Origin of the sequence: Pseudomonas sp. WC2 (genome assembly GCF_050586545.1) — a bacterium.
Classification (GTDB): Bacteria; Pseudomonadota; Gammaproteobacteria; order Pseudomonadales; family Pseudomonadaceae; genus Aquipseudomonas.
The window spans coordinates 226,019-242,581 of the sequence record NZ_JBOBDR010000006.1 but is presented as its reverse complement, the minus strand read 5'-3'; the positions used below and the strand labels follow the sequence as shown (position 1 = coordinate 242,581).

The 16,563-nt window shown below is 60.8% G+C and carries 14 protein-coding genes; 10 read left to right on the top strand and 4 right to left on the bottom strand.

Annotation, left to right across the window (positions count from 1 at the left end):
- Nucleotides 1-146 precede the first annotated feature (146 nt).
- The 5 genes from ACQ4OE_RS09940 (at nt 147) to argE (ending at nt 4,977) form a co-directional block, all read left to right on the top strand.
- Entirely contained in the window at nt 147-965 is an 819-nt protein-coding gene (locus tag ACQ4OE_RS09940) for an alpha/beta fold hydrolase (RefSeq protein ID WP_430946532.1), read from the top strand.
- A 272-nt stretch (nt 966-1,237) separates the two neighbouring features.
- A complete protein-coding gene (locus ACQ4OE_RS09935) occupies nt 1,238-2,557 on the top strand; it encodes a flavin-containing monooxygenase (RefSeq protein ID WP_430946531.1) in 1,320 nt (439 codons plus the stop codon).
- Nucleotides 2,558-2,616: 59 nt separating this feature from the next.
- Nucleotides 2,617-3,033, top strand: a complete 417-nt coding sequence (locus ACQ4OE_RS09930; RefSeq protein WP_008086115.1) for a RidA family protein — start codon at nt 2,617-2,619, stop codon at nt 3,031-3,033.
- A gap of 121 nt (nt 3,034-3,154) precedes the next feature.
- Nucleotides 3,155-3,832: a DUF1028 domain-containing protein gene (locus ACQ4OE_RS09925; RefSeq protein WP_430946530.1), complete on the top strand. Its 678-nt coding sequence runs from the start codon at nt 3,155-3,157 to the stop codon at nt 3,830-3,832.
- Nucleotides 3,829-4,977: an acetylornithine deacetylase gene (argE, locus tag ACQ4OE_RS09920; RefSeq protein ID WP_430946529.1), complete on the top strand. Its 1,149-nt coding sequence runs from the start codon at nt 3,829-3,831 to the stop codon at nt 4,975-4,977. Before ACQ4OE_RS09925 ends, argE begins: the two co-directional genes overlap by 4 nt.
- An 18-nt stretch (nt 4,978-4,995) precedes the next feature.
- Here argE and ACQ4OE_RS09915 read toward each other — a convergent pair whose 3' ends face one another.
- Nucleotides 4,996-5,907, bottom strand: a complete 912-nt coding sequence (locus ACQ4OE_RS09915) for a LysR family transcriptional regulator (RefSeq protein WP_430946528.1) — start codon at nt 5,905-5,907, stop codon at nt 4,996-4,998.
- Nucleotides 5,908-6,142: 235 nt separating this feature from the next.
- Between ACQ4OE_RS09915 and ACQ4OE_RS09910 the strand changes: the two genes are divergently transcribed.
- Both ACQ4OE_RS09910 and ACQ4OE_RS09905 read left to right on the top strand, forming a co-directional pair.
- Nucleotides 6,143-7,558 carry a purine-cytosine permease family protein gene (locus tag ACQ4OE_RS09910; RefSeq protein WP_430946527.1) on the top strand — a complete coding sequence of 472 codons (1,416 nt, stop codon included), beginning with the start codon at nt 6,143-6,145 and terminating at the stop codon, nt 7,556-7,558.
- A 98-nt stretch (nt 7,559-7,656) separates the two neighbouring features.
- Entirely contained in the window at nt 7,657-8,280 is a 624-nt protein-coding gene (locus ACQ4OE_RS09905; protein ID WP_430946526.1) for a glutathione S-transferase family protein, read from the top strand.
- A gap of 44 nt (nt 8,281-8,324) precedes the next feature.
- On the opposite strand, the gene ptrR is transcribed toward ACQ4OE_RS09905, so the two are convergent.
- Nucleotides 8,325-9,203: a putrescine utilization regulator PtrR gene (gene ptrR, locus ACQ4OE_RS09900; protein ID WP_430946562.1), complete on the bottom strand. Its 879-nt coding sequence runs from the start codon at nt 9,201-9,203 to the stop codon at nt 8,325-8,327.
- A 103-nt stretch (nt 9,204-9,306) separates the two neighbouring features.
- On the opposite strand from ptrR, the gene ACQ4OE_RS09895 reads away from it, so the two are divergent.
- Nucleotides 9,307-10,698: an aldehyde dehydrogenase family protein gene (locus tag ACQ4OE_RS09895; protein WP_430946525.1), complete on the top strand. Its 1,392-nt coding sequence runs from the start codon at nt 9,307-9,309 to the stop codon at nt 10,696-10,698.
- Between the two features lie 118 nt (nt 10,699-10,816).
- Here ACQ4OE_RS09895 and ACQ4OE_RS09890 read toward each other — a convergent pair whose 3' ends face one another.
- Entirely contained in the window at nt 10,817-11,983 is a 1,167-nt protein-coding gene (locus ACQ4OE_RS09890) for a DUF1624 domain-containing protein (protein ID WP_430946524.1), read from the bottom strand.
- A 220-nt stretch (nt 11,984-12,203) separates the two neighbouring features.
- Here ACQ4OE_RS09890 and ACQ4OE_RS09885 point away from each other — a divergent pair, with 220 nt between their 5' ends.
- On the top strand, nt 12,204-12,800 hold the full coding sequence (locus tag ACQ4OE_RS09885; protein WP_122594221.1) for a paraquat-inducible protein A: 597 nt from the start codon (nt 12,204-12,206) through the stop codon (nt 12,798-12,800).
- A complete protein-coding gene (locus ACQ4OE_RS09880) occupies nt 12,797-13,483 on the top strand; it encodes a paraquat-inducible protein A (RefSeq protein ID WP_122594220.1) in 687 nt (228 codons plus the stop codon). The genes ACQ4OE_RS09885 and ACQ4OE_RS09880 overlap by 4 nt, the downstream gene beginning before the upstream one ends.
- Here the strand turns inward: ACQ4OE_RS09880 and ydiJ are convergent.
- Nucleotides 13,416-16,442, bottom strand: a complete 3,027-nt coding sequence (ydiJ, locus tag ACQ4OE_RS09875; protein WP_430946523.1) for a D-2-hydroxyglutarate dehydrogenase YdiJ — start codon at nt 16,440-16,442, stop codon at nt 13,416-13,418. The genes ACQ4OE_RS09880 and ydiJ overlap by 68 nt on opposite strands.
- Between the last annotated feature and the right edge of the window lie 121 nt (nt 16,443-16,563).

Below are 16,563 nucleotides of genomic sequence, written 5' to 3'. Positions count from 1 at the left end.
TCAAGGCGCTGCAAACCTCTCTTTACCCCTTCACCCGAATTGCCTGCCAAACCAGCACCTGCATACAAGTGACACCCGCCCTTTGCGTGGATAGTGAGAACGGCCATTTCGGCCTTCATTGATGCCCCCTGACGCAAGGAGTTTGCATGAGCACGTTCACCACCCAAGACGGCACCGAGATCTATTTCAAGGACTGGGGCAGCGGCAAGCCCGTGCTGTTCAGCCATGGCTGGCCGCTGGATGCCGACATGTGGGAATACCAGATGGAATACCTGAGCAGCCGTGGCTACCGCACGATTGCCTTCGACCGCCGTGGTTTCGGTCGCTCCGATCAGCCGTGGACCGGTTATGACTACGACACCTTCGCTGACGACATCGCGCAACTGATCAACCATCTGGACCTGCGCGATGTGACGCTGGTGGGCTTTTCCATGGGCGGTGGCGATGTCAGCCGCTATATCGCCCGCCATGGCAGCGAACGCGTGGCCGGGCTGGTGTTGCTCGGTGCGGTGACGCCGCTGTTCGGCAAAAAAGCCGATTTCCCGCAAGGCGTCGACACCTCGGTGTTCGACGGCATCAAGGCTGGTTTGCTCAAGGATCGTGCGCAATTCATCGCTGATTTCGCTGCGCCGTTCTATGGCACCAATCAGGGCCAGACAGTCTCCGCCGGCGTGCTTACGCAAACCCTCAACGTCGCCCTGCTGGCTTCGCTCAATGGCACGGTGGATTGCGTTACCGCGTTCTCGGAAACCGACTTCCGCCCGGACATGGCCAAAATTGATGTGCCGACATTGGTGATCCACGGTGACGGCGACCAGATCGTGCCGTTCGAAACCACTGGCAAGCAAGCCGCCGCACAAATCAAAGACGCCGAGTTGAAAGTCTATGCCGGCGCGCCCCACGGTTTTGCAGTCACCCACGCCCAGGCCTTGAACGAAGATTTGCTGGCGTTCCTCAACCGATAACCTCGATCAATCCAGGCTCTCGTTGAACCTGTGGCAAGGGAGCCTGCTTCCTTGCCACGAAATGTTCATCCATCAATCATCCTCCGCACACGAAGACTTGCGCCAAAGTCCCGTATTTAAAGGCTTCCAGCCCTCTGCATCAGAATTTTATCTTCACATCCCAGCTTAATAATATTTTACCGATACCCCCCCTCTCCCTAGTCTGACCTCAAGCAAAACGGACAAGCCAACAGCGGCCCGAATCCCACTGCCTTGCTAGGAAGGATGTAGAGATGACCACTGCAATAATAAAAACAGACACGCTGATCGTGGGTGCCGGCCAAGCGGGCGTGGCGATGAGCGAGCACCTGAGCAAACTCGGTGTGCCGCACCTGGTGCTGGAGCGCAATCGCATCGCCGAGCGCTGGCGCACCGGGCGTTGGGACTCGCTGGTCGCCAACGGCCCGGCGTGGCACGACCGCTTCCCGGGTCTGGAATTCGATGACGTCGATCCCGACGGTTTCGCTCCGAAAGAACGTGTAGCCGACTACTTCGAAGCGTATGCGAAGAAATTCAATGCGCCGGTCCGCACCGGCGTTGAAGTGAAAAGCGTGGTGCGCAATGTCGGGCGTCCGGGTTTCACCGTCGAGACCTCCGAAGGCGTGATCGAAGCCAGCCGCGTAGTCGCCGCCACCGGTCCGTTCCAGAAACCAGTGATCCCGGCGATTGCCCCGCAAGACGAACGCTTGCTGCAGATCCACTCCGCTGACTACCGCAACCCGCAGCAACTGCCGGAAGGCGCGGTGCTGGTGGTCGGTGCAGGCTCTTCGGGCGTACAGATCGCCGATGAACTGCAACGCTCCGGCAAGCGCGTTTACCTGTCCGTCGGCGCCCATGACCGCCCGCCTCGCGCTTACCGTAACCGTGATTTCTGCTGGTGGCTGGGCGTGCTCGGCGAATGGGATCAAGCGGCGATGAAACCCGGCCGCGAGCACGTGACCATCGCCGTCAGCGGCGCCCACGGCGGGCGCACCATCGATTTCCGGGGTCTGGCCCATCGCGGCATGACGCTGGTCGGTGTCACCGAATCGTTCAACAACGGCGTGGTGACCTTCAAGCAGGATCTGGTCGGCAACCTCAATCGTGGCGATGAAAACTATCTGGCGCTGCTGGATGCCGCGGATGCCTACATCGAACGCAACGGCCTCGATCTTCCAGAAGAACCGGAGGCTCGCGAAACGTATCCGGAACCTGAGTGCGTGAAAAACCCATTGGCCGATCTGAATCTGGCCGAGGCTGGTATCACCTCGATCATCTGGGCCACCGGGTTTGCCGTGGATTATTCCTGGCTGCAAGTCGCCGCGTTCGACGACAAGGGCAAACCTGTGCATCAGCGCGGTGTGTCGAGCGAGCCGGGGGTGTATTTCCTTGGTTTGCCGTGGCAGTCGCGTCGCGGTTCGTCGTTCATCTGGGGCGTGTGGCACGACGCCAAGCACGTCGCCGATCACATCGCCACCCAGCGCAAATATCTGGATTACCGCGATGCCGAGCAGCGTGAAGCCGAGCTGCATTCGCCCACGCACAACCCAGTCGCTGACACCGTCGACGCTTGATATCCCTCTTTCGCTCCGGCGCCGATTGCGCCGGGGCACGCCTTCTTCAGGAGCTGCACATGAGCAAGCCAACCCACACGCGCATTCGTATGTTCAACACCAAAGACACCTACCCGAACCAGACCCTGGACAATGATTTGTGCCAAGCCGTCCGCGCCGGTAACACCGTGTATGTCCGTGGCCAGGTCGGTACCGATTTCGACGGCAACCTGGTGGGTCTCGGTGATCCGCGTGCCCAGGCCGAACAGGCCATGCGCAACGTCAAGCAACTGCTGGAAGAAGCGGGCAGCGACATGAGCCACATCGTCAAGACCACCACTTACCTGATCGATCCGCGGTATCGCGAGGCGGTGTATGGCGAAGTCGGCAAGTGGCTCAAGGGCGTGTTCCCGATCTCCACCGGGCTGGTGGTGTCGGCGCTCGGGCAACCGCAGTGGTTGATGGAGATTGATGTGATTGCGGTGATTCCTGAGTAAGTCAGGAAACCGAGTTGTGGCCTTCGCGAGCAGGCTCGCTCCCGCATTGGAATGCGTTTTCAAATGTGGGAGCGAGCCTGCTCGCGAAGAGGCCAGCCCAGACACCCAAGGAGTTCATTAGATGACCTTTTCAATCGCAGCCCGCTGCGCCGAAACCGGCCAGTTCGGTGTCGCCATCAGTTCGTCCAGCATCGCCGTCGGCGCGCGCTGCCCATGGCTGCTGCCGGGCGTAGGCGCGGTGTCGAGCCAGAACATCACCCTGCCGTCCCTCGGCCCGGAAGTGCTCGCGCTGATGGAGCAAGGTCTGGCGCCGGATGATGCGCTGGACAAAGTCCTCACCCGCAACGGCTACAGCCAGTACCGCCAGATCACCGCGATCAACCACCTCGGCCAGACCGCGCACTTCAGCGGCGCACAAACCCTGGGCGTGCACAACGCGGTCTCCGGCGAACAATGCGTCGCCGCCGGCAACATGCTCGCCGGGCGCTCGGTGATCGAAGCGATGGTCAGCGCTTTTGAAGACGGCGAAGGCCAACTCGCCGACCGTTTGCTCAAGGCCCTGCACGCGGCGCAAGCCCTCGGTGGCGAAGCCGGCCCGGTGCATTCGGCGGCGGTGGTCGTAGTCGGCGAGCAGACCTGGCCGATCGTCAATCTGCGCGTGGACTGGGCCGATGAAAACCCTATCGGCCAACTGCAAAAACTCTGGGACGCCTATCAGCCGCAGCTGCAGGACTACATCGACCGCGCGCTCGATCCGGCCAAGGCCCCGGGTTATGGCGTTGCCGGTGATGATCGATGAACAGCGTCGAGTTGCTCAAGGCGCTGGTGGCGTTCGACACCACCAGCCGTGAATCCAACTTGCAACTGATCGAATTCGTTCGTGATTACCTCGAAGGTTTCGACGTGCCCTGCGCGCTGATCTACAACGATGAGCGCAGCAAAGCCAACTTGTTCGCCACGATTGGCCCGGCGGATCAACCGGGCATTGTGCTGTCCGGGCACACCGATGTGGTGCCGGTCGACGGCCAGCCGTGGACGCTGCCGCCGTTCGAACTGACCGAGCGCGACGGCAAATTGTTCGGCCGTGGCACGGCGGACATGAAGGGCTATATCGCCTGCGTGCTCGCCTTGCTGCCATCGCTGGTGAACGCGCCGCTGCGCATGCCGGTACACATCGCCCTGTCTTATGACGAAGAGGTCGGCTGCCTCGGTGTGCGCTCGTTGCTCAAGGTGCTGCAGCAACGCCCGGTCAAACCGCTGTTGTGCATCATCGGCGAGCCGACCGAGCTGAAACCGGTGCTCGGCCACAAAGGCAAACTGGCGATGCGCTGCGATGTGCACGGCCATCCGTGCCATTCGGCCTACGCGCCACTCGGCGTCAACGCCATCGAATACGCCGCCGAACTGATCGGCGAACTGGGCCGCCTCGGCCAGCAACTGAAAGCGCCGGAGCTTCACGACAGCCGTTTCGACCCGCCCTACAGCACCGTGCAAACCGGGGTAATCAGCGGCGGCAAAGCGTTGAACATCGTGCCCGCCGATTGCCGTTTCGACTTTGAGATCCGCGCCCTGCCCTCGCAGGATCCGGCGCGGGTCGCCGAGGCGCTGAAGAATTATGCCGAGCGCGAAGTGCTGCCGCGCATGCGGGCGATCAGTGAACACAGCGACATCCGTTTCAGCGAGTTGTCGGCGTATCCGGGGTTGGTCACCAATGCGCAGAGTCAGGCCGCCGAGTTGATTGCGGCGTTCTGCGGTTCAACGGATTTCGGCACGGTGGCGTTCGGCACTGAAGGTGGGCTGTTTGATGCGGTGGGCATTGCGACCGTGGTCTGCGGGCCCGGCAGCATGGATCAGGGACACAAACCCGACGAGTTTGTCAGCCTCGATCAACTCAAGGCTTGCGATGACATGCTGCAACGTGTGCTGAAATTCATCGGCCACTGAACCGTGGTTCGACTGTGCTTATGCGTACAGTCGAGCCAACTCTTCACGGCAATGGTCGACGAACAACTGCACCGGTTTGGTCAGTTGCACGCGCCGCAACCACGCCGCCGACAAGCCTGAACCCGTCACGGTTTCTGCCAGCGGCACACACACGACCTGCTGACCGTCGTAGGTGTAGTCGCTGAACGGTTTGGTCACCAGAATCGAAAAGCCGAAACCGTTGCCGACCATGCCGCGCACCATCTCGATCGACGGTGAGCTGAAGACGATGTTCGGCGTCAGTCCGCGCTCCTCGAAGATGCTCACGAAATAGGTTCGACTCGGCACCACGTCGAGCAAAATCATCGGTTCCAGCACCAGATCATGCAGCGAAACCTTGGCCTGCTGGGCGAAACGGTGATTGGCCGGGAGCAAGGCGTATGGCTGCTGCGGCGGCATCAACGGCGTGGTTTCGATAGTGCTGTCGAGGTCGTGTTCGAACATCATCGCCATGTCAATGCTGCCGGCGGTCAGGGCCTGCACCAGCTCCTGTTGCTCGCCGTCGCGAATGCGGATTTCCACGCCGGGCCAGCGCTCTTTGAATCCGGCGATCAGCCGTGGCAGGTACAACGGCGCGACGGTTTCGAAACAGCCGATATCGATTTGCCCGGTGACGACGTCGTTGTCGGCCAGAGCGTTCTGTTCAAACTCATGCGCCACCCGCAGCAGCTCCAGCGCCTTGCGATAGAAGCGCGAGCCACTGGGCGTTAACGAAACGCCTTGAGCGTGATGACGAATGAATAACTGCACACCGAAGCTTTCTTCCAGGTGCTTGATCGCCGTGGAGACCGACGGCTGCGCGATATAGAGCTTGCGCGACGCTTCGGCGACGCTGCCGCAATCGGCGGTGGTGACGAAATATTTGAGCTGGCGCAGGTTGTAGGCAGCCATGTGAACCTCCCGAGGAGCGCTGATTTTCGCCCTGTTTCCCTGGCGCACGATCAAGCTTGAACATACCGGACGGCGCCCCTGGCCGGAGCATATTTTTTTTAAGGTCTGTAGCAACAAACTTACTAATTTATCTATGCCGATGCTTTGCACATGATCACTTCAACAAGAAATGCGCCGCCCGTGCCGGCGCTTGCCGAAGTACGTCCACGTACTCATCCTTGCCTTGGAGTTCGTCATGGCTACCCCTGCAGCATCCTCCGCTCCGCTGATTGAAAAACACACGATAGGATACGTGCCCCCCGAAGATCGCCACGGAAAGGTCAGGGATCTGTTCACGCTCTGGTTCGGCGGCAACATCGCGCCGTTGCCCATCGTCACCGGTGCGCTGGGCGTGCAGTTGTTTCACTTGAATCTGGTCTGGGGCATTGTCGCCATTCTCGTCGGCCATCTGGTCGGCGGCGTGCTGATGGCGCTGCACTCGGCGCAAGGCCCGCAGATGGGCATCCCGCAAATGATCCAGAGTCGCGCGCAGTTCGGCTCCCTCGGCGCGCTGCTGGTAGTGCTGATCGCCGGGCTGATGTACATCGGTTTCTTCGCCTCCAACATCGTCCTCGCCGGCAAGTCGTTGCATGGCGTGGTCGACAGCGTTCCGGTGCCGGTCGGCATTGTCATCGGCGCCGTGGGTTCGGGGATCATCGGCATCATCGGCTACCGCTTCATCCACGTGCTCAACCGCATTGGCACCTGGGTGTTGGGGATCGGCATCGTGGTGGGGTTCGGCTACATTTTCACCCACATTCAAACTGACGACTTCCTCACCCGTGGCAGCTTCAACCTCTCTGGGTGGCTCGCCACCGTGTCGCTGGCCGCGTTGTGGCAGATTGCGTTTGCGCCGTACGTGTCCGATTATTCGCGTTACTTACCGGCGGACGTGAAAGTCTCGTCGACGTTCTGGACGACCTATCTGGGTTCGGCGCTCGGTTCGAGTCTGGCGTTCATTTTCGGTGCCGTTGCCGTGCTCGCCACGCCGGTAGGCATGGACACCATGGACGCGGTGAAAATGGCCACAGGCTCGATTGGCCCGTTGATGCTGGTGCTGTTTCTGCTCAGCGTGATCAGCCACAACGCCCTCAACCTGTACGGCGCGGTGCTGTCGCTGATCACTCTGGTGCAGACTTTCGCCTACCGCTGGATCCCCACCGCCAAGAGCCGCGCAGTCATCTCGACCATCGTCTTGCTGGCCTGCTGCTTCGCCGCCGTCGGCGCCTCGAAGGACTTCATCGGTCACTTCGTCGACATGGTCCTGGTGCTGCTGGTGGTGCTCGTGCCGTGGACGGCGATCAACCTGATCGACTTCTACGCGATCCATAAAGGCAAGTACGACATCCAGTCGATCTTCCAGGTCGACGGCGGCATCTACGGGCGCTACAACCCACAGGCGTTGCTGGCGTACGCGATCGGCATCGCCGTGCAAATCCCGTTCATGAACACGCCGCTGTACGTCGGTCCGGTGTCGGCGCATATCAACGGCGCGGATCTGTCATGGCTGGTGGGCTTGCTGGTGACCTCGCCGCTGTACTTCTGGCTGGCGAATCGGGATACGTCTTATCGTCGGCGGATGATGGGCGGGAAACTGGCGAGCAGCCTGTGATTTGATTCGATGAAAACGGAAGGCCCGCCATGTGCGGGCCTTCTTCGTTTCGGTGTGGTATTTCTTTACGCCCGACGACCTGATGGAAAGGACATCCGATGCTGCGAATACTGGGCAAAGCCTCATCGATCAATGTGCGCAAGGTGCTGTGGACCTGCGTCGAATTACAGCTCCCGTTTGAACGTGAGGATTGGGGTTCAGGATTCAAAACGACGAATACCCCGGAATTCCTCGCGCTCAATCCCTGCGCCATGGTGCCGGTGATTCAGGACGGCGATTTCACCCTGTGGGAATCGAATACGATCATTCGTTATCTGGTGTCGCGCTACGGTGGTGCGCAGCTGTATCCAGTTGATCCGATGGCTCGGGCGCGGGTTGATCAGTGGATTGACTGGCAGGCTTCGGAACTGAATCGCTCGTGGTCGTATCCGCTGATGTCGCTGGTGCGCAAGTCGCCGGAGTATCAGGACAGCGCTGCGCTCGCCGTCGGGATCGAGCAATGGTCGAACAACATGGAGATCCTTGATCGACAATTGGAATCGACTGGCGCCTATGTCAGCGGCGAGGAGTTTTCCCTGGCGGACATTCCGATCGGTCTCTCGGTCAACCGCTGGTTCGAAACCCCGCTGGCGCATCCGCACTTGCCCGCTGTCAGCGCCTACTACGACCGCCTGAATCAACGCGAAGGTTATCGCCTGTACGGCCGAAACGGCACGCCATAACGCAAAAACCGCTGACCCCGAATCGCGCGGTCGTGCAGGGTTATTTACGCCTCCGCCCGCACCACTCCGCGCTCTTCCAGCAATCTCACAAACATGCTCAAACTGCGCGACACCGTACCGCGCCGCCACACCAGCCACGTGGTCAGATAGCGGAAATCTGCCGCCAGCTGCCAGACGCTGACGGTCGCGCTGCCGGGCATGCTCTGCAGCATCTTGCGTGGCATCAGGGCAAGACCGGCGCCGGCACTGACGCACGCCAGCATGCCGTGATAGGACTCCATTTCGAAGATCTTGCCGGGCACGGCGGCGTCGGTGCTGAACCATTTTTCAAAGTGGTGGCGATAGGAACAGTTGGAGCGGAAGGCGTAGATATTCTCGCCATTTACATCTGCCGCGCGTTGCACCGGCGCGTGATGAAGCGGCGCGATGATGACCATTTCCTCTTCGAATGCCGGCACGCCTTCCAGCGTCGGGTGCAGCACCGGGCCGTCGACGAATGCGGCTGCCAGACGCCCGGAGAGCACGCCGTCGATCATCGTCCCCGAAGGCCCGGTGGACAGGTCGAGATCGACTTTGGGGTGCAGTTGGTTGTACGCCGCGAGTAATTCTGGAATGCGCACCGCCGCCGTGCTTTCCAGTGAACCCAACGGGAATGCGCCCTGCGGCTCTTCGCCCGCCACGGTCGCTCGCGCTTCCTGCACCAGATCGAGAATGCGCCGCGCGTATTCAAGAAAACTCCACCCCGCCGGCGATAGGCGCAAACGGCTTTTCTCGCGAATAAACAGATCGACGCCCAGATCCTGCTCAAGCTGCTTGATCCGCGTGGTCAGGTTCGACGGCACGCGATGAATCTGCGTGGCGGCGGCACTGATGCTGCCGTGTTCGGCAACGGCTTTGAAGATTTCCAGCTGCACCAGATCCACAGTCATTCTCCAATCGTGAAAGAAACGATCTTTATTATTCAGTTTCCAGAAAACAAACACCACCCTACTCTAGGCTTATCCGACGAACATGCAGGACACGACCATGAGCCAGATTTCCAGCCAGACCCACGCTATTTCGATCAACCCAGCCACCGGCGAACAGATTGGCCATTACGCCTTTGAATCCGCCGCCGCGCTCGATTCTGCGTTGACCCGCGCCTCTTTCGGTTTCGGCAAGTGGAAGCGCAAGCCGCTGCAGGATCGCTCCCGTCTGCTGACCGCCCTCGCCGGCGCACTGCGCGAAACCGCTGAAGCCATGGCGACCATGATCACCCAGGAAATGGGCAAGCCGATTGCCCAGGCCCGTGGCGAAATCGAGAAATGCGCCAAGCTCTGCGAGTGGTACGCCGAACACGGCCCGACCATGCTCGACGCCGAAGCGACTCAGGTTGAAGGCGGCAAGGCGCGCATCGAATACCGTCCGCTCGGTCCGATCCTCGCGGTGATGCCGTGGAACTTCCCGATCTGGCAAGTGCTGCGCGGCGCCGTGCCTGCGCTGATCGCCGGCAACACCTACGTGCTCAAGCATGCGCCGAATGTGATGGGCAGCGCTTATCTGCTGCGTGATGCGTTCACTCGCGCCGGTTTTGCTGAAGGCGTGTTTGAAGTGATCAACGTCACCCCGGAAGGCGTCTCGACCGCTATTGCCGACCCGCGCATCGCCGCCGTGACCCTGACCGGCAGCGTCCGTGCAGGCATGGCCATCGGTGCTCAGGCCGGTGCGGCGCTGAAGAAATGTGTGCTGGAACTGGGCGGTTCCGATCCGTTTATCGTGCTCAACGATGCTGATATCGACGAGGCCGTACAGGCAGCAGTGATCGGACGCTACCAGAACTCCGGGCAGGTGTGCGCCGCAGCCAAGCGTCTGATTATCGAAGAAGGCGTGGTCGAAGAGTTCACCCGCAAATTTGTCGAGGCCACGCGCAAGTTGAAGGTTGGCGATCCATTGGCCGCCGACACCTACATCGGCCCGATGGCGCGTTTCGACCTGCGCGATGAACTCGATCAGCAAGTGCGCGACACCCTCGAGGAAGGCGCGACCCTGTTGCTCGGTGGCGGTAAAGGTGAAGGCGCCGGCAACTATTATGAGCCGACCGTGCTGGCCGACGTGACCGACCGCATGACCTCGTTCAAGCAGGAACTGTTCGGCCCGGTTGCGTCGATCATCACCGCCCGCGATTGCGCCCACGCGGTAGCACTCGCCAACGACAGTGAATTCGGCCTGACTGCGACGATCTACACCGCCAACGTGCAACTGGCCCAGCAACTGACCAGCGAGCTGGAAACCGGCGGCGTGTTCATCAACGGCTACTCCGCCAGCGACCCGCGCGTGACCTTTGGTGGCGTGAAGAAAAGTGGTTTCGGCCGCGAACTGTCGCACTTCGGCGTACGCGAATTCTGCAACGCACAAACCGTATGGCTGGATCGCAAGTAATCCAGACACAAGACATCCTTTGCAGGAGCGTGCCTGCTCGCGATTGCGGCGTGTCAGCCAACACATCGGTTACTGACCCACCGTATTCGCGAGAAGGTTCGCTCCCACGATCGGCTGCCTACAGGTATTTCAACCAGGCGATGTCGCGGCGACGCGCCTTCAACGTCGAGAACCAGCGTACGGCCGGGAACAACGCAATCGCCAGAATGATTGCGGCGAGCCAGATCGACGGCACCGACGAGAAACCGAAATAGCTGCCCTGATTCAAACCGAACAGCGCCACGCCGATCACGTACAACACTTTCAACGCATACAAATGCAGCAGGTAGAAAAACATCGGCGCCGAGCCGAACACCGTCAGCCAGCGAATCCAGCGACGATCCTGCACGCGTTCGAACGCCAGAAGCAGCAACAATCCAGCACTCACCGTCAACGCGATAAACAGCAACGAGGGCGGATACTTGGTGATGTTGAAAAAACTCATCAGCGCTTGCACCCACGAATCACCCACGCCCCACGGCTTTTCGCCGTAACCGTTGAACAGCCGCAGCGCGACGAAACCCAGCAGCCCCGCGACACCTGCAATCAGCAAACGCCGTTGGCGCACGCTTGCTTCGACACCGCGAGCGAACCACGGCCCCAGCGCATAACCCAGACCGATCACGCCGATCCACGGCAGCAGCGGATAGGACGTGCGCAAACGCAGCGTGTCGCTGACGTCGATCCAGCCGCGATCATGCAAAATCGCCCACGGCACATGCAGCGCTGACTCCACCGGGAAGTGCAGGCCATCAAGCAAATTGTGCCCGGCGATAATCGCCAGGCTTAACGTGAGCAACAGCCCGCGCGGCAACCAGACCAGTATCGACAAGGCAATCATGCTCAAGCCGATCGCCCAGATCACTTGCAGATAAATCACGCTCGGTGGCAGCTGGAACGTCCAGGCGAAGTTGACCAGGGTGAACTCAAGCGCCACCAGAAACAGCCCGCGCTTGAACAGAAACGCACTGACGTCCGTCTTGCCCGCGTATTTCTCGCCGAACAGCCACGCCGACAACCCGGTCAGCAAGACGAACACCGGCGCACACAAATGCGCGAGGGTACGACTGAAAAACAATGCCGGCTCGGTGCTGGCGATGTCCATCGGGTCGCTGACCTGACGGTGCAGCAGGAATGTTTCGCGCACGTGATCCAGCAGCATGAACAAAATCACCAGCCCCCTGAGGGCATCGATGGACAGCAGCCGGCCAGTCACCGGGGCAGAACGGGGAAGCACAGTCGTCATAAGCATTTCGCAATCGAAGTGATAACAGCGGGCGCCCCACTCGAGCACCCTGAAATTTTCGTTACCTTATAACACTGAAATACGAAAAACCAAGCCCAATCGATAGCAATTCTCAGCAACCCGACGCTGATTTATGCCACGCAAGTTGCCGTCCGGCCTCAGGCTTCTATAGTGATCAGGTCTGCCCCTGCCCTCTGCGGCCTGTTGTCGAGCGTTGTCCATGGCCAACACCGAACACCTGATCATCTGCGAGCACTGCGACTGTGTGTATGAAAAAGCCGTGCTCGGCAAACACCAGAAAACCTCCTGCGTGCGCTGCGGTGGCGTGCTTGAGCGCTTCAATGGTTTGACCGTCGAACAGCGTCTGGCCCTGACGTTCACGGCGGCGATGCTGTGGCTGTTCGCTAATTTCTACCCGGTGATGAGCATCAGCATGAAGGGCCTGAAAAACAGCGCGACGCTGTGGGATTCGGTGCTGGCGCTGAGTCAAGGGCCGATTACATTCATCGCCATGGTCGCCGCCATCGCGATCATCATTGCCCCAGCGTTCCAACTGGTTCTGCTGATCTGGGTGTTGAGTTTCGCCCTCGGCGGGCAGCGCGCGCCAGGGTTCAAGCTGAGCATGCGCTGGCTGGAAACCTTGCGCCCGTGGAGCATGCTCGAAGTGTGTCTGCTGGGCGCCATGGTGGCAGTGTTCAAACTCGCCGGGCTGCTCGATGTGTTGCCCGGCATCGGCCTGTTTGCATTGGCCGTGCTGAGTTTGATGATGATCCGTATCGCCGGCCGCGACATCCGCGACCTCTGGGACATTGTATGAAGCGACCACCGACCGCCAGCGAACTCAATCTGTGCCTGTGCCACAGTTGCGGGCTGGCGTGCGACATGAGCGACGAGCCGCACGAGTGCCCGCGCTGCGACGCGCCGTTGCATCGGCGCAAGACCAACTCGCTGACCCGCACTTGGGCCTACATGTTTGCCGCCCTGGCGTTTTATGTGCCGGCCAATCTGCTGCCGGTGATGAACACCACCATGCTCGGCAACGGCGCCGACAGCACGATCATGAGCGGCGTGCTGGAGTTCTGGGAGGCAGGTGCGTGGGACATCGCATTGATCATTTTCATCGCCAGCATCGCCGTGCCCGGGATCAAATTCGTCGCCCTGACCCTGCTGTTGACGACCGTGCAACGCGACAGTGCCTGGGCGCGCAAGGAGCGCTCGAAGCTGTACCGTTTCGTCGAGCTGATCGGCTATTGGTCGATGCTCGACGTGCTGGTGGTGGCGCTGGTCGCGGCGCTGGTCAAGTTTCAGGCGCTGGGCGATATCGAGCCACGACCGGGCATTCTGTTTTTCGGCCTGGTCGTGGTGTTCACCATGCTCGCGGCGATGAGTTTCGATCCGCGCCTGATCTGGGACAAGGACACGGGCAACGACCTCAGCGACGTTGAACCTCAAGCAGCACCTGCAACGGATGGCGCAGCGCCTGATCCGACTGGCGCTTGACCTGACTGCGGCAGGAGTAACCGGTGGCCAGTGCTTCGCCCTTCTCCGCCGGCGCCTCGACCTGACGCGCCCACGACTGTTCGTAGATCAACGCTGACGTCTCGCGATTGCGCGCTTCGTGGCCGTAAGTGCCCGACATGCCGCAGCAACCCGTCGCCTGCGTCGCCAGTTGCAAACCGGCGCGCTCGAACACTTGCTCCCACTGGCGGGTTGCCGCGGGTGCGTTGGTTTTCTCGGTGCAATGGGCGAGCAAGCGGAACGACGCAGAGTTGTCCTGCTTCGCCTGCTCCGGCATTACCTTGAGCAACCACTCCTGCACCAACGCGACTTCCGGGCACTGGTCCATACCGGGCACTTTCAGGTATTCCTGGCGATAGACCAGCGTCATCGCCGGATCCAGCCCCAGCAGGGGCACACCCACACCCGCCAATTCGCGCAACTGCCCGGCGTTGCGCAATGCCGCGCGATTGAACGCCGAAAGAAAACCCTGCACGTGCAACGGCTTGCCGTTGGCACTGAACGGCGCCAGATACACCTGATAGCCAAGACGCGAAATCAGCTCGACCAGATCGGCCAACAGCGGCGCTTCGAAGTAGCGCGTGAACGCGTCCTGAACGATCACGACGCTGCGTTCGCGCTGCGCCGGGGTCAGTGCCGACAACGTCGAAACCGTGGCCGGTTGCACCTGCCAGCGTCGCATCGCAGCATGGAAATCAAAGCGACTGAGTAACGGCACATCGACCATGCCACCGACCCGTTCCAGCAAGCCGCGAACCCACATTGCCCCCATCAAACCGTTATACAGCGCGGGAATCCGCGCCATGTACGGAATGCTGTATTCCAGCGAAGCGATCAGATAGTCGCGCGCCGGGCGCAGATAACGGCCGTGATACAGCTCAAGAAACCGCGAACGAAACTCCGGCACATTAACCTTCACCGGGCACTGGCCCGCGCAGGATTTGCACGCCAGGCAACCGGCCATGGCGTCGTAGACTTCATGGGAGAAATCCTCGGACTGCTGACGCGTGTTGCGCCAGCGCTGCCACAGCGTGCTGAAAAACGCCGGTTTACGGATGGCCTCGGACAACACATCGACACCCGCCTCGCCCTGCAAACGCAGCCACTCGCGGATCAACGATGCACGCCCCTTGGGCGACTGCGCGCGCTCGCGGGTAGCCTTCCATGACGGGCACATCGCATCATCCGGATCGAAGTTGTAGCAGGCGCCATTGCCATTGCAGTGCATGGCCGGTCCGTAGTCCTGCCAGACCTTTTCGTTGATCTGCCGATCGAATTCACCGCGCAGGGTGACTTCGTCGATCTTCAGCAACGCCGCATCGGTGTTGGCTGGGGTGGCGATCTTGCCTGGGTTGAACTGGTTGAACGGGTCGAACGCCGCTTTCAGCGCTTGCAGCGCCGGATACAACTCACCGAAAAATGCCGGCGCGTATTCCGAACGCAAGCCTTTACCGTGCTCGCCCCACAGCAGACCGCCGTAACGCTGGGTCAGCGCCGCAACGCCATCCGACACCGGCCTCACCAGCGCGGATTGCTGGGGATCTTTCATGTCGAGAATCGGCCGCACATGCAGCACGCCGGCATCAACGTGACCAAACATGCCGTACTGCAGACCGTGGCTGTCGAGCAGGTCGCGCAACTCGGCGATGTACTCGGCCAGATGCTGAGGCGGCACCGCCGTGTCTTCGACAAATGGCTGCGGCCGCGCTTCACCGGCGACGTTGCCGAGCAAGCCCACCGCGCGTTTACGCATGCCGTAAACCTTGTTCACCGCTGCGTGCCCAACCGCCAGCGTGTGGCCCAACCGCTCAACGGTTTGATCGCCGGTGAGGTGTTCGATGAAGGTTTCAACGCGGCGTTGCAACTCTTCGGGATCGTCGCCGCAGAATTCAACGAGGTTGATCCCCAGCGTAGGCCGCTCGGCACTTGCCGGAAAATATTCAGCGACGCCATGCCAGACGATGTCCTGCATCGCCAGCAGCAACACTTTCGAGTCGACGGTTTCAATCGACAACGGCTTGAGCGCCATCAAGGCCCGTGCATCGCGCAGTGCGTCCATGAACCCGGCGTAGCGGATGTTCACCAGCATCGTGTGCTTGGGGATCGGCAGCACATTCAGCCGCGCCTCGACCACAAAACCCAGCGAGCCTTCGGCACCGCACAGCACGCTGTTGAGGTTGAAACGTTGGTCAGCCTCACGCAGGTGCGCCAGGTCATAACCGGTCAGGCAACGGTTGAGATCGGGGAAACGCTCTTTGATCAAATCGCCTTGCTCATCAATGATCTGCCGGGCGCAACGATAAACCTCACCCACGCGATCTTCGCGGGCACAAAACGCTTCCAGCTCGGCCTCTTCCAACGGTTGCCCGTGCAGGCGTTCGCCGCCGCGCAGAATCATCGCGAGTTCGAGGACATGGTCGCGGGTCTTGCCGTAGGTGCAACTGCCTTGGCCGCTGGCATCGGTGTTGATCATGCCGCCGACGGTGGCGCGGTTGGAGGTCGACAGTTCCGGCGCAAAGAACAGCCCGGCAGATTTCAGCGCAGCGTTGAGCTGATCCTTGACCACCCCGGCCTGCACGCGCACCCAGCGTTCCTCGACGTTGATCTCGAGGATGCGGTTCATGTGCCGCGACAGGTCGACGACGATGCCATCGGTCAGCGATTGGCCATTGGTGCCGGTGCCGCCGCCACGCGGGGTGATCACCACTTGCTGATAGGCCGGCTCGGCAATCAGTCGGGCTACCCGCGCCACGTCCTCGGCATCCATGGGAAACACCGCCGCTTGCGGCAGGCGCTGATAGATCGAGTTGTCGGTCGCCAGCACCACGCGGCTGGCGTAGTCGGCGCTGATTTCACCGCGAAAGCCGCTGCTTTTCAGGGCTTTAAGGAACTGTTGGTAATCGCTGGTCAGTACTTTGGCGGGGGACAGCTGGGCAATCATCGGTCAGGGTATCTCGGTCAAAATCGGGCCGTGTGGCGGTGAACAGTTGTACGCAATGAATGATTGCGTCAGGCTCCGCCATCTCATGACGCCCATGTTCATTGTTGCCAGGCATTGGGAC

Coding starts and splice junctions, on each gene's coding strand:
- ACQ4OE_RS09940 (WP_430946532.1), top strand. CDS start 147: ATGAGCACGTTCACCACCCAAGACGGCACCGAGATCTATTTCAAGGAC.
- ACQ4OE_RS09935 (WP_430946531.1), top strand. CDS start 1,238: ATGACCACTGCAATAATAAAAACAGACACGCTGATCGTGGGTGCCGGC.
- ACQ4OE_RS09930 (WP_008086115.1), top strand. CDS start 2,617: ATGAGCAAGCCAACCCACACGCGCATTCGTATGTTCAACACCAAAGAC.
- ACQ4OE_RS09925 (WP_430946530.1), top strand. CDS start 3,155: ATGACCTTTTCAATCGCAGCCCGCTGCGCCGAAACCGGCCAGTTCGGT.
- argE (WP_430946529.1), top strand. CDS start 3,829: ATGAACAGCGTCGAGTTGCTCAAGGCGCTGGTGGCGTTCGACACCACC.
- ACQ4OE_RS09915 (WP_430946528.1), bottom strand. CDS start 5,907: ATGGCTGCCTACAACCTGCGCCAGCTCAAATATTTCGTCACCACCGCC.
- ACQ4OE_RS09910 (WP_430946527.1), top strand. CDS start 6,143: ATGGCTACCCCTGCAGCATCCTCCGCTCCGCTGATTGAAAAACACACG.
- ACQ4OE_RS09905 (WP_430946526.1), top strand. CDS start 7,657: ATGCTGCGAATACTGGGCAAAGCCTCATCGATCAATGTGCGCAAGGTG.
- ACQ4OE_RS09895 (WP_430946525.1), top strand. CDS start 9,307: ATGAGCCAGATTTCCAGCCAGACCCACGCTATTTCGATCAACCCAGCC.
- ACQ4OE_RS09890 (WP_430946524.1), bottom strand. CDS start 11,983: ATGACGACTGTGCTTCCCCGTTCTGCCCCGGTGACTGGCCGGCTGCTG.
- ACQ4OE_RS09885 (WP_122594221.1), top strand. CDS start 12,204: ATGGCCAACACCGAACACCTGATCATCTGCGAGCACTGCGACTGTGTG.
- ACQ4OE_RS09880 (WP_122594220.1), top strand. CDS start 12,797: ATGAAGCGACCACCGACCGCCAGCGAACTCAATCTGTGCCTGTGCCAC.
- ydiJ (WP_430946523.1), bottom strand. CDS start 16,442: ATGATTGCCCAGCTGTCCCCCGCCAAAGTACTGACCAGCGATTACCAA.